Below are 12,704 nucleotides of genomic sequence, written 5' to 3' on the forward strand. Positions count from 1 at the left end.
TCTCGATACAAATTTGTTCATTCTTCACAAATTCACTCGAACTGACAATAAAAAGGATTTCCACTTCAATCCCTAACGCAAACCCTGTTTATCAAAATTAAAGATCACAAATTATGATCTCAAATTTTAAAACTTATTCTTTAGGCTCTTTATTTTTAATTTGTAATGAAATAATAAACAGTGCTCCTGCTAAAACTCCAAAAAATGCACCTGAATTTTTCTTACTAGATAAATTGCTCCAATCTATTTGAAACAGCCAAAACAATAAAAGCATTGCAAATAAAACAGTAAAAATATTCTTAACTAATTTTGCATTAAACTTCATCTTCGACATAATCTAACTCAACTTTTAAATTTTCAATGATAAATTTCTGTCTATCTGGTGTGTTTTTCCCCATATAAAATTGCAACATCTGTTCTATAGACATTTCTTTGTCTAACATTACAGGATCTAAGCGAATATCATCTCCAATAAAATGGACAAATTCATTCGGAGAAATTTCACCCAAACCTTTAAATCGAGTTATTTCTGGTTTTCCTCTTAGTTTACTTATAGCTATTCTTTTTTCTTCATCAGAATAACAATAAAAAGTTTGCTTCTTATTTCTAACTCTAAACAAAGGAGTTTCTAAAATATATAAGTGCCCTTCTTTTATCAATTCTGGGAAAAACTGTAAGAAAAAAGTAATTAATAACAAACGAATGTGCATCCCATCAACATCTGCATCAGTTGCAATTACAATATTATTATATCTTAAATCTTCCAAACCATCTTCAATATTTAAAGCTGCTTGCAATAAATTAAATTCTTCATTTTCATACACTATCTTCTTACTCAAACCATAAGAATTTAAAGGTTTTCCTTTTAAACTAAAAACGGCTTGTGTATTTACATTTCTAGATTTTGTAATAGAACCAGAAGCAGAATCTCCCTCAGTAATAAACAAGGTTGTTTCTAAGTAATTTTCTTTTTTAATGTCTCCTAAATGAATTCTACAATCTCGTAATTTTTTGTTGTGTAAACTTGCTTTTTTTGCTCTGTCTTTTGCAAGTTTTCGAATTCCAGAAAGTTCTTTACGTTCTTTTTCTGCTTGTGCAATTTTCTTTTGAAGTCTATCTGCAACATCAGTATTTCTGTGTAAAAAATTATCAAGTTTTGTTTTTACAAAATCGTTTATGTAAGTTCTTACAGTTGGTAACTCACCTCCCATATCTGTAGAACCTAATTTTGTTTTTGTTTGACTTTCAAAAACAGGTTCCATAACTTTTATAGCAATGGCAGAAATTATCGATTTTCTAATATCAGATGCCTCAAAACTTTTCCCATAAAACTCACGAATCGTTTTTACAATAGCTTCTCTAAATGCAGCTTGATGCGTTCCTCCTTGTGTTGTATGTTGTCCGTTTACAAATGAATGATATTCTTCTGAATATTGTGTTTTACTATGTGTAATTGCGACCTCTATATCATCTCCTTTTAAATGAATTATTGGATACAACATATCTTCTTTACTGTTGTTATCTTCCAATAAATCTTTTAAACCGTTTTCAGAAAAGAATTTTTCACCATTAAAAATTATGGTTAATCCAGGATTTAGATACACATAATTCTTCAGCATTTTTGCTACATACTCATTTCTGAATTTGTATTTCTTAAAAATACTTTCATCAGGAACAAATGAAACTTTAGTTCCTTTTCTTCTAGATGATTCTTCTAAAAACTCTTGATTTTCTAAATTTCCTTGACTAAATTCTGCTGAAGCAGATTTTCCATCACGTGAAGATTCAACTCTAAAAAAAGACGAAAGTGCATTAACTGCTTTTGTACCTACTCCATTTAAACCTACAGATTTCTTAAATGCTTTAGAGTCGTATTTACCACCAGTATTCATCTTAGAAACCACGTCAACCACTTTCCCTAAAGGAATTCCACGTCCATAATCTCTAACAATAACTTTGCTTCCTTGTATAGAAATTTCGATGGTTTTTCCTGCTCCCATCACATATTCATCAATAGAATTATCTAAAACTTCTTTTACAAGAATGTAAATTCCATCATCTGCAGAAGACCCATCTCCTAGTTTTCCAATATACATTCCTGGACGCATTCTAATATGCTCTTTCCAATCTAATGAACGAATATTATCTTCTGTATATTTTGTTTCTTTACTCATGAAATCTGTTACTATTGTTAGGTTTGAAGCCTTGCTAAAATAGCGCTTAAACAGTTAAAATAAAATAGTCTACATAATTAGTTATTAACATGATTTCAACCATAAAAAATAGTGATTTCAAGTATAAAAATCACAAAATAAAACAATATGTTATATTTTTTAACAAGTAGTTTTTAAGTCAACAATTTTATTACATTTGAAGTCTGAAATAAAACAAGACAAAGTGGAAAATACACAATTAGTAGAATTAGCAAATAAATACGGAAGTCCTTTATATGTATATGATACAGATAAAATAGAATCTCAATACAACAGATTAACAAACGCTTTTAGTAGTGTTAAAAATTTAAAGTTGAATTATGCTGTAAAAGCACTTTCTAACGTAAATATTTTAAAATTCTTTAAAAACTTAGGTTCTGGTTTAGATACTGTTTCTTTTCAAGAAGTTCAATTATGTTTAACTACAGGTATAGAGCCTCAAAACATTATTTATACACCAAATGGTGTTTCTTTATCAGAAATTGAAGAAGTTGCTAAATTAGGTGTTCAAATTAATATTGATAACCTTTCTATTTTAGAACAATTTGGACAAAAACATCCAAATATTCCTGTTTGTGTGCGTATAAACCCACACATTATGGCAGGTGGGAATTCTAAAATTTCTGTTGGTCATATAGATTCTAAATTCGGAATTTCAATTCACCAAGTACCTCATATTAAACGTGTTGTAGAAAACACAGGAATGAATATTAACGGAATTCACATGCACACAGGTTCTGATATTTTAGATATCGATACTTTTTTACGTGCTTCTGATATTTTGTTTGATGTTGCTAGACAATTTGAAAACATCGATTTTATCGATTTTGGAAGTGGATTTAAAGTACCTTATAAAGAAGGTGATATTTCTACAGATATTGAGCAATTAGGTGTACAATTATCAGCAAGATTCAATGAATTTTGTGTAGAATATGGAAAAGACATTACTTTAATGTTTGAACCAGGTAAATTCTTAGTTTCTGAAGCGGGTTCTTTTTTAGCAAAAGTTAATGTTGTAAAACAAACCACTTCTACTGTTTTTGCACACGTAGATTCTGGTTTTAATCATTTAGTAAGACCAATGATGTATGATTCTTATCACCACATTACAAATGCTTCTAATCCTAATGGAAGAGATAGATATTATTCTGTAGTAGGTTATATTTGTGAAACAGATACATTTGCATCAAACAGAAGAATTGCAGAAATCTCTGAAGAAGATATTTTACGTTTCCATAATGCAGGTGCTTATTGTTTTTCAATGGCTTCTAACTATAACTCTCGTTATTTACCAGCAGAAGTTATGGTACATAAAGGAAAAGATTATGTTATTAGAAAAAGACAAACCATAGAAGATATTTTAAACAATCAAGAAACTATTGATTTTTCTGAAAGCAAACCAGCTTCAAAAGAAAAAGTAAAAGCTTAAAATAAGCAAAATACAAACTAGTAAATCCATCAAAAAAAGCTTATTTTTTTGATGGATTTTTTTTTACTTTTACTTACGGAACAAAAACAATTTATAAAAATGAAAATATTAGGTATAGGAAGTAATTACGTAACTGATTTAAAAGATATTGAAGAAAAAAAGAAAGGTAAAAAATTCATTTTTTCGAAACCAGAATCTAGTTTAGCTGTTAATTGTGATGTTGAATATCCAAGTAGCATTACTAACGAATTAATTTACGAAGTTGAATTAGTAGTTAAAATAGGGAAAGAAGGAAAAAACATCTCTAAAGAAGAGGCTAATTCTTACATTTCTGAAATTGCTGTTGGTATAGATTATACAGCAAAAGATATTCTTGGTAAAGCAAGAGAAACTAAGCATCCTTGGGAGTTTGCAAAAGGTTTTGATGGTGCTGCACCTATTTCTAGTTTTAAACCTGTTTCTGATTATAATTTAGGTGATATTGATTTCGACTTAAAAATTAACGGAGAAGAAAAACAAAAAAGTAATACAGCTTACATGACTAACGATTTTGCTGACATTATTGTTTTTATTTCTGAATATATGACCTTACAACCTGGAGATTTAATTTTTACAGGAACTCCTGCTTTGGGTAAAGGAGAAATTTTTAAAGGAGATCAATTACAATGTTCTGTAAACGGGGAGTTGTTATTAGATTTTAAAATGATATAATTGTCAGTTCTAACGCAGTTAAGATTTTTTTTTAAGTTTTCTACTGCGTTCAACCTGACAAATATTAAGCTATAAAAACTTTTTTGATGAAAATAAGACTTTCTAAAATTGAAGATATTCCAGAAATTATGATCATTATAAATGATGCTAAAACCTATTTAGCCTCTCTAAAAATTGATCAATGGCAAAATGGATATCCAAATGCAGAACAAGTTGAAAATGACATTAATAATGGTGAAAGCTATGTGGTTGTAAATGATGAAAATCAAATTATGGCAACTTCTATGTTTACTTTAAGAAAAGAACCAACTTACAAGGAAGTTATCGATGGAAATTGGGTTATTTCTGAAGATGATATTTATGGTGTAATTCATAGAATGGCTATCAAAAAAGAACATAGAAAATTAGGTTTAGCTACTTTACTTTTTGATGAATTTCATCAACAATTAAAAAAAAAAACATACAAAGTTTAAAGATTGATACGCATGAAGACAATCTTGGAATGCAATCTTTAATAAAAAAAATGGGTTACAAATATTGTGGAATTATTTACACAAGTTACAACGCAAAAAGATTGGCTTTTGAGAAAGTAATTTCTTAAAAAATAAAGTAATTGTCCGTTCGAGCGCAGTCGAGAACTTTATAAACCTTTCGACTGCGCTCAAGAAGACATACATTTTTTCACTAAAACTTTAAGTGAATAAACTATATTTACAACCTCATAAATTTATTTTTATAAGGTTTCTTTTTTAGGATAAAACTCAAATAAAAAATGCAATTACTTCCATATATAATTCAGCAAACGCAACTAACTTCTAAATCTGTAGAAAATACTATTTCTCTTTTAAACGAAGACGCTACAATTCCTTTTATATCTAGATATAGAAAAGAAATGACAGGTAATTTAGATGAAGTTCAAATTGGAGAAATTGTAAAATATAAAGAAACTTTTGAAGCTTTAGAAAAGCGTAAAAAAGCGATTCTAAAAGCCTTAGAAGAACAACATGTTTTATCTGAAGAATTAACTCAAAAAGTAAATAACTCTAGAGATTTAATTGCTTTAGAAGATGTGTATTTACCTTTTAAGAAAAAAAGAAAAACCAAAGCAGAAACTGCTCGTTTACAAGGTTTAGAACCGTTGGCAAAAATGATAATGAGTCAGCGTGTAAATGATTTAGAACATACAGTATCAAAATATACATCCAACGAAGTTGAAACCATTGAAAATGCTTTAGAAGGCGCTCGTTTTATTATTGCAGAATGGATTAATGAACGTACAGATATTAGAAATAATATTAGAAGAGAATTAGAAAGACATGCAACTATTTCATCAAAAATTATAAAAACGAAGAAAGATGATGAAAAAGCACAAAAATTTAAAGATTATTTTGATTGGAATGAATCTTTAAGCAGAATTCCTTCTCATCGATTTTTAGCAATTTTAAGAGCAGAAAGTGAAGGTTTTATTCGTGTAAAAGTTGAAATTGATACAGAAAGAGCGCTTCAAAAAATGGAAGAAAGAATAATTCGCTCACAAAACGAATGTTCAGAACAAATTGAATTGGCTATAAAAGACGCTTTTAAACGTTTATTATATCCTTCTTTATCAAATGAAAGATTATCTCTTGCTAAAGAAAAAGCAGATGAAGATGCTATTATTGTATTTTCTAAAAACCTAAAACAGTTACTTTTAGGAGCTCCTTTAGGAGAAAAAAGAGTTTTAGCAATTGATCCTGGATTTAGATCTGGGTGTAAAATTGTTTGTTTAAATGAACAAGGAGATTTAGAACATAATGAAACCGTTTTTCCACATGCGCCACAAAATCAATCTTTTGATGCCATTAAAAAACTCAGTTCTTTAGCAGAAGCTCATAAAATTGAAGCCATTGCAATTGGTAATGGAACTGCTTCTAGAGAAACTGAACAATTGGTTAAAAAAATTCAATTTAAAAATAATGTTGATGTTTTTGTTGTTAGTGAAGCTGGCGCTTCCATTTATTCTGCATCAAAAATTGCAAGAGATGAGTTTCCTAATTACGATGTTACTGTTAGAGGAGCTGTTTCTATTGGTAGACGTTTGCAAAATCCGTTAGCAGAATTGGTTAAAATTGATGCAAAATCTATTGGAGTTGGTCAATATCAACACGATGTAGATCAAACAAAATTAAAAAAATCATTAGATAATACTGTAGAGAGTTGTGTAAATACGATTGGTGTAAACATCAATACTGCAAGCGGATCTTTATTGAGTTATGTTTCTGGAATTGGACCAAAATTAGCAGAAAATATTGTAAATTATAGAAACGAAAATGGTTCGTTTACCTCTAGAACTACTATTAAAAAAGTACCACGTTTAGGAGGAAAAGCTTATGAACAAGCTGCTGGATTTTTAAGGATTAAAAACGGTAAAAATCCTTTAGATGATTCTGCTGTTCACCCAGAAAGTTATGCTTTGGTAGATAAAATTTCGAAAGACAACAAGAAAAAAATAGCTGAATTTATTGGGAACTCAACATTAATAAAGCAAATTCAACTAAAAAATTATATTACAAAAACTATTGGTTTACCTACGTTAGAAGATATTGTAAAAGAATTAGAAAAACCAGGATTAGATCCAAGAGCAAAAGCAAAAGTATTCTCATTTGACAAAAACATTAAAACAATATCAGATTTAAGAATTGGACAATTATTACCCGGAATTGTAAATAACATTACCAATTTTGGTTGTTTTGTAGATGTAGGAATCAAAGAAAGTGGTTTAATTCATGTTTCTAATTTATCAGATACTTTTGTAAAAGATGTAAATACAATCGTTTCATTGCAACAACAAATTATTGTAAAAGTGTTAGAAGTTGATGTTGTTAGAAAACGTATTCAATTGGCTTTGGTAAAATAGTTATTCAACTTATTAACTTTATAGTAAAAATTTTAAATATTTTCTTAATTTCGAATCCTTAAAAAATCATCATGAAAAAATATTCAGCTTTCTTTTTTTTACCTATTTTTATACTTGTCTTATCATGTAAATCTGAACTAGAAGAAGATTGTATAAAAACAATTATTGTACAACATGAATTTATAATTTCAAGTTCAACAGGTACTACCACAATACCAGAAATTACTCAAGTCGTAGATTGTAGTTTTCCTGAACCAGATGCTCCAAAATCAATTGAAGAACTTCAAAAGTTAACAGATTTTTCATATGATGTTATTGAATTTAATTTTACGCCAGACACTGGCAATAACACTAATAAACTTGAATACAAAATTCAATTAAATAATTTGAGTAATAAAGCTGTTAAAGGAATTCCATATATAACAATAAATATTGATGGCTTAGTTTCTACTGAAGTGAATTTTGGAGCTTGTAGAGAATTAGAGGCAAACTCAAATTGTATTATTTCTTTAAGTAAAGAAGCATCTTTAGATTTAGGTATTATAGAAAATATTTCTTTTGTAAAAGTCGAATTTTTTATCACTAAATAAGCTGTAATTTTGAAAGTCTGTATTGCCGAGAAACCAAGTGTAGCAAGAGAAATTGCTAATATTCTAGGAGCCAACACAAAACGTGATGGTTTCTACGAAGGAAATGGCTATGCAGTAACCTATACTTTTGGGCATTTATGCACACTTTTAGAACCTAAAGATTACAAACCACATTGGAAAAGTTGGGATTTGAATAACTTACCCATGTTGCCAGAACGTTTTGATACAAAAGTTACTGGAGATGCAGGAATTAAAAAGCAATTTAATATTGTTAAAGGTTTATTTGAAAAAGCAGATGTAATCATTAATTGTGGGGATGCAGGAACAGAAGGAGAACTCATTCAACGTTGGGTAATTAATCAATGTAATTACAAAGGAAAAGTACAACGTTTATGGATTTCATCTTTAACAGAAGAAGCCATAAAAGACGGATTTAATAACCTAAAACCTGCAGAAAATTATGATAATTTATATTATGCAGGTTATTCTAGAGCTATTGGAGATTGGCTTTTAGGCTTAAATGCAACTCGATTATATACTGTAAAATTTGGTGGATTCAAACAAGTTTTGTCTGTTGGTAGAGTACAAACTCCTACCCTAGCCATGTTGGTAAATCGTTTTAAAGAAATAGAAAACTTTAAACCACAACCTTATTGGGAATTACAAACTACATACAGAAATACACTTTTTAATTACGAAGATGGACGTTTTTTAAAACAAGAAGATGGACAAATTTTAGCTGATAAAGTTGCTCAATCTGATTTTGAAATTGTTTCTGTAACCAAAAAGAAAGGAAAAGAATACGCGCCAAAACTGTTCGATTTAACAGGATTACAAGTCTATTGTAATAATAAGTTTGGGTTTTCTGCGGATGAAACATTGAAAATGGTTCAGAAGTTATATGAAATGAAAGTTGTTACCTACCCAAGAGTTGATACTACTTTTTTACCCAATGATGTATATCCTAAAATTGCAGGAATTTTATCGAAATTAACCAATTATAGCGAATTAACACAACCTCTTTTAGGCCAGAAAATCAAGAAAACAAAACGTGTTTTTGATGATAAAAAAGTAACAGATCACCATGCAATTATTCCTACCGGAATTCAAGGAAATTTGCAATACAATCAACAACAAGTTTATGATATTATTACACGTAGATTTATTGGTGTTTTTTATCCAGATTCTGATGTTTCTAACACTTCAGTAATTGGTAAAGCTGCTGATGTACCTTTTAAAACAACTGGAAAAGAAATTTTAACCAAAGGATGGAGAGTTGTTTTTGATAAAAAAATACAAGAAGATAAGATTTCTCCACAAGGTCGAAATGACAAAAGTAATGTGAATACCATTTCGAGCGCAGTCGATAAATCTGAAAGCAAAAATGTATTGCCTTCTTTTGTAAAAGGTGAAAAAGGAACACACGAACCTTCGTTTTTAGAAAAGGAAACCAAACCACCTAGAAACTTTACAGAAGCAAGTTTATTACGCGCCATGGAAACTGCTGGAAAGCAAGTAGATGATGATGAAATGCGCGAATTAATGAAAGAAAACGGCATTGGAAGACCTTCTACTCGAGCAAGTATTATTGAAACTTTGTTCCGAAGAAAATATATAGAACGTAAGAAAAAATTAGTCTTACCAACACAAACTGGTATCGATTTAATTAATATTATTGATAACGAATTATTAAAATCTGCTGAATTAACTGGGCGTTGGGAAAAACGTTTAAAGGAAATTGAAAGAGGAGATTTTAACGCAGGAACATTTATCAATAACATGAAAAAAATGGTTGATGAATTGGTTTATGAAGTTCGTTCTAATACTTCTAAAAAACGAATTTCATCTGTCACTTTGAGCGCAGTCGAGAAGTCTCAAAAGATTTCTCCACAAGGTCGAAATGACAAGAAGGCAAAAAAACAAGTTGTAGATAAAACCTGTCCGAAATGTAAAAAAGGACAAATATTAAAAGGTTCTTCTGCATATGGTTGTTCTGAATATAAAAACAATTGTGATTTAAAAATTCCGTTTGAGATTTACGGAAAAAAAGTTTCTGAAAATCAAATTATTAGATTGATTGACAAAGGTTGTACAACCAATTTAAAAGGTTTTACAACTGATACAGGAAAAGTTGAAGGGTTAATTCGTTTTGATGAAAACTTCAGCTTAAAATTAGAACCAAAATCTACTGTCATCCTATGTTTGTAAAATATAATAATCTGTTTTAAAAAAGTTTAAATTAGATTTAATATTTAACAAGAAAAGTAAGGGTAAAGGAAAAGATTATAGTCCGTCATTTGTCATTAAAGACCGTTCGCAATGCTAATCACTTTACCTCTTACTACATAAACTTGAACAGATCATTAGACGTCTAAGTCTGTATTTAGGATTGATAAGTAAATGTAGTAATTTTTCTATAAAAACATTTGATATGAGTAAAATTATAGGAATTGATATTAGTAAGCAAACCTTTGATGTTTCTTATTTAGAAAAAGATAAATGGATACACAAAATTTTTAAAAATCAAAATAGAGGATTTGAGCAATTTACTAAATTGATTGGTACATCAGACTGGATTGTAATGGAGGCTAGTGGTCCTTATTATGTTCAGTTAGCAACTTTTTTACATGCATCTAATTTTAATGTATGTGTATTAAATCCATTGATAATTAGAAGATATAGTCAAACAAGATTATATAGAGCAAAAACGGATAAAAAAGACGCAAGACAATTGCCGAATATGGTGCTCAATATGAGTTAAAAAGATGGTGCCCAGAGAGTAAACCTAGTATAGAGATTAAACAACTTTACACAGCTTTAGAATTACTAAAAAAACAAAACATCAAACAAAAGACAACTAGAATCCTTTGAAGTAACAGGTTTGTTGAGTCCTGATCTTAGAAAAGAATTAAAACAAGTACTAATATTATTAATAAGACGCATAGATAAGTTTGAGAAAAAGATAGAGCAAATAGGGAAATTAGCCTATAAAGACACGGTCGAAAGAATAAAAACAATTCCAGGGATCGGGCTGAAAACGGCTATTATGATGAGTGTTATTACAGACAATTTTACAAAATTTGAAAATTATAAACAACTCACAGCTTTTGTAGGTTTTAGCCCAAGATTATATCAATCAGGAACAAGTGTAAAGGGAAAGGGACATATTTGTAAAATGGGAAAACCACAAATTAGAAAGTTATTATACTTGTGTTCTTGGTCTGCAAAAAGAGTGAATAAAACGTGTATGGAAATGTATAAGAGACTAAAAGAAAAAGGAAAACCCGAGAGAGTTATTAAAATCGCAATAGCAAATAAGTTAATAAAACAGATTTTTGCTATCGCAAAAAACAAAAAATATTACAATGAAAACCATCAAAGTTTATATTGCATAAATTAAAAAAAAAATAACTAAAAATAATAGTTTTTTAACACAGATCATTTCGAGTGAAGCAAAGCGAAATCGAGAAATCTCTTCCATTGATAAGATTTCTCCACAAGGTCGAAATGACAATAGTAAAACAAGTTCTGTACAAAACGACAAAATCTCTTGCCCAAAATGTAAAAAAGGAACTATTTTAAAAGGAAAAACTGCTTATGGTTGTTCTAATTATAAAAATGGTTGCGATTTTGTTTTTACGTTTGATAACATCAAAAAAATAGCCAATGGAAAACCATTGACTAAAGAATTGGTACTAAAGATTATTAGTAGTTAAATAATAAAATCTACCTAACTTTAGGTATTTTTCAATAAAATAAACAAAACATAACTTAGTCCTTAAATATTTAACCCTATTTTAGCAAAAAACCTAAGTCAATTATTTAATGGATTTTACGAACCCACTAGTGTATGGTGTTCCTTGCTTTTTAGGACTAATTTTATTAGAACTTACCTATAGCAAACATCATAAAAAAGAAGAAAATCATAAACTTTATAAATGGAAAGATTTGGCTGCAAGCCTTACAATGGGAATTGGATCTACCATTTTAGCTCCTTTAACAAAAACCATTGCTGCTATTGTATTGTTTAACTTTATTTATGAACTTTTTAACCCCGTTTTAGATGGAGTTCGTACAAATATTATGGGTTATGAATCTTTTGGTTACGCTTGGTATATTTGGCTTTTATGCCAATTGTTAGACGATTTTAGTTATTATTGGTTTCACAGACAAAATCATAATATTCGTTTTCTTTGGGCTGCTCATATTGTGCATCATTCTTCTGATAATTTTAATTTAGGAACTGCAGTAAGAAATGGCTGGTTTACTATTTTTTACAAACCTTTTTTTTATATGTGGATTCCTGCTATTGGGTTTCCTCCAGAAATGTTAGTAGTTTGTTTAGGTATTGAAGCTTTGTGGCAATTTCAGTTACATTCTGTATACATTCCTAAATTAGGTCTTTTAGAAAAAGTTTTTAATACACATACAATGCATCAAGTACACCATGCTAAGAATTTTGAATATATGGATAAAAATCATGGAGGTTTTCTAAATATTTTTGATAAAATTTTTGGAACGTGGAAAGAACTTGATGAAAATTTAGAAATAGAATATGGTGTTACTACTCCACCAAACTCATACAATCCATTGGTAATTTTAACGCATGAATATAAAGATATTTGGAACGACATGAAAAGGTCTAAAAATTGGTATCATAAATTTATGTATGCATTTGCAGCTCCTGGCTGGAGCCATGATGGAAGTTCTTTAACTATTAAACAGCAAAGAAAACTTTTAAATGAAGAAAAAAAGTTAGCAAACTAGTTTAGCCCTGATTGAACGGTTTGTTTGAGCTCTTTTTTATGCTTAACTCGTTTCAGTATCTTATCTAAACAATAAAATTACTTATAAATATTTACAGA

At 29.2% G+C, this 12,704-nt stretch carries 11 protein-coding genes; 9 read left to right on the plus strand and 2 right to left on the minus strand.

What is annotated here, in order from left to right; translation table 11 throughout:
* Positions 1-133: 133 nt before the first annotated feature.
* Complete coding sequence (locus tag PHEL85_RS02970; protein ID WP_156109084.1) at positions 134-334, minus strand: hypothetical protein; 201 nt, start codon at positions 332-334, stop codon at positions 134-136.
* Positions 315-2,174 carry a DNA topoisomerase IV subunit B gene (locus PHEL85_RS02975; RefSeq protein WP_036820841.1) on the minus strand — a complete coding sequence of 620 codons (1,860 nt, stop codon included), beginning with the start codon at positions 2,172-2,174 and terminating at the stop codon, positions 315-317. Before PHEL85_RS02975 ends, PHEL85_RS02970 begins: the two co-directional genes overlap by 20 nt.
* Before the next feature lie 223 nt (positions 2,175-2,397).
* On the opposite strand from PHEL85_RS02975, the gene lysA reads away from it, so the two are divergent.
* The 9 genes from lysA to PHEL85_RS03015 all read left to right on the plus strand — a co-directional run bounded on the left by lysA (position 2,398) and on the right by PHEL85_RS03015 (position 12,606).
* Positions 2,398-3,642 (plus strand): diaminopimelate decarboxylase, encoded by a 1,245-nt coding sequence (gene lysA / locus PHEL85_RS02980; protein ID WP_036823036.1) that lies wholly within the window; start codon positions 2,398-2,400, stop codon positions 3,640-3,642.
* A 99-nt stretch (positions 3,643-3,741) separates the two neighbouring features.
* Positions 3,742-4,353 (plus strand): fumarylacetoacetate hydrolase family protein, encoded by a 612-nt coding sequence (locus PHEL85_RS02985; protein ID WP_036823039.1) that lies wholly within the window; start codon positions 3,742-3,744, stop codon positions 4,351-4,353.
* An 86-nt stretch (positions 4,354-4,439) separates the two neighbouring features.
* Positions 4,440-4,826 carry a GNAT family N-acetyltransferase gene (locus tag PHEL85_RS02990; RefSeq protein WP_235318221.1) on the plus strand — a complete coding sequence of 129 codons (387 nt, stop codon included), beginning with the start codon at positions 4,440-4,442 and terminating at the stop codon, positions 4,824-4,826.
* A 299-nt stretch (positions 4,827-5,125) separates the two neighbouring features.
* Complete coding sequence (locus tag PHEL85_RS02995; protein ID WP_081965065.1) at positions 5,126-7,249, plus strand: Tex family protein; 2,124 nt, start codon at positions 5,126-5,128, stop codon at positions 7,247-7,249.
* A 71-nt stretch (positions 7,250-7,320) separates the two neighbouring features.
* Positions 7,321-7,839, plus strand: a complete 519-nt coding sequence (locus tag PHEL85_RS03000) for a hypothetical protein (protein WP_052108435.1) — start codon at positions 7,321-7,323, stop codon at positions 7,837-7,839.
* 9 nt (positions 7,840-7,848) lie between these two features.
* Positions 7,849-10,047 carry a type IA DNA topoisomerase gene (locus PHEL85_RS03005; protein ID WP_081965066.1) on the plus strand — a complete coding sequence of 733 codons (2,199 nt, stop codon included), beginning with the start codon at positions 7,849-7,851 and terminating at the stop codon, positions 10,045-10,047.
* 223 nt (positions 10,048-10,270) lie between these two features.
* The gene (locus PHEL85_RS17225) at positions 10,271-10,600 is read left to right on the plus strand and encodes an IS110 family transposase (RefSeq protein ID WP_052108436.1); all 330 of its coding nucleotides are present in this window, start codon (positions 10,271-10,273) and stop codon (positions 10,598-10,600) included.
* Between the two features lie 123 nt (positions 10,601-10,723).
* The gene (locus tag PHEL85_RS17230; RefSeq protein ID WP_052108437.1) at positions 10,724-11,239 is read left to right on the plus strand and encodes an IS110 family transposase; all 516 of its coding nucleotides are present in this window, start codon (positions 10,724-10,726) and stop codon (positions 11,237-11,239) included.
* A gap of 425 nt (positions 11,240-11,664) precedes the next feature.
* On the plus strand, positions 11,665-12,606 hold the full coding sequence (locus tag PHEL85_RS03015) for a sterol desaturase family protein (RefSeq protein WP_036820844.1): 942 nt from the start codon (positions 11,665-11,667) through the stop codon (positions 12,604-12,606).
* The last annotated feature ends 98 nt before the right edge of the window (positions 12,607-12,704 follow it).

Source organism: Polaribacter sp. Hel1_85, from assembly GCF_000766795.1.
Classification (GTDB): Bacteria; Bacteroidota; Bacteroidia; order Flavobacteriales; family Flavobacteriaceae; genus Polaribacter.

What these genes read in the sequence shown, in the direction of transcription:
- PHEL85_RS02990 (WP_235318221.1), top strand. Translation starts at nt 4,440, where the DNA reads ATGAAAATAAGACTTTCTAAAATTGAAGATATTCCAGAAATTATGATC.
- PHEL85_RS03000 (WP_052108435.1), top strand. Translation starts at nt 7,321, where the DNA reads ATGAAAAAATATTCAGCTTTCTTTTTTTTACCTATTTTTATACTTGTC.
- PHEL85_RS03015 (WP_036820844.1), top strand. Translation starts at nt 11,665, where the DNA reads ATGGATTTTACGAACCCACTAGTGTATGGTGTTCCTTGCTTTTTAGGA.
- PHEL85_RS17225 (WP_052108436.1), top strand. Translation starts at nt 10,271, where the DNA reads ATGAGTAAAATTATAGGAATTGATATTAGTAAGCAAACCTTTGATGTT.
- PHEL85_RS02975 (WP_036820841.1), bottom strand. Translation starts at nt 2,174, where the DNA reads ATGAGTAAAGAAACAAAATATACAGAAGATAATATTCGTTCATTAGAT.
- PHEL85_RS02995 (WP_081965065.1), top strand. Translation starts at nt 5,126, where the DNA reads ATGCAATTACTTCCATATATAATTCAGCAAACGCAACTAACTTCTAAA.
- PHEL85_RS02985 (WP_036823039.1), top strand. Translation starts at nt 3,742, where the DNA reads ATGAAAATATTAGGTATAGGAAGTAATTACGTAACTGATTTAAAAGAT.
- PHEL85_RS02970 (WP_156109084.1), bottom strand. Translation starts at nt 334, where the DNA reads ATGTCGAAGATGAAGTTTAATGCAAAATTAGTTAAGAATATTTTTACT.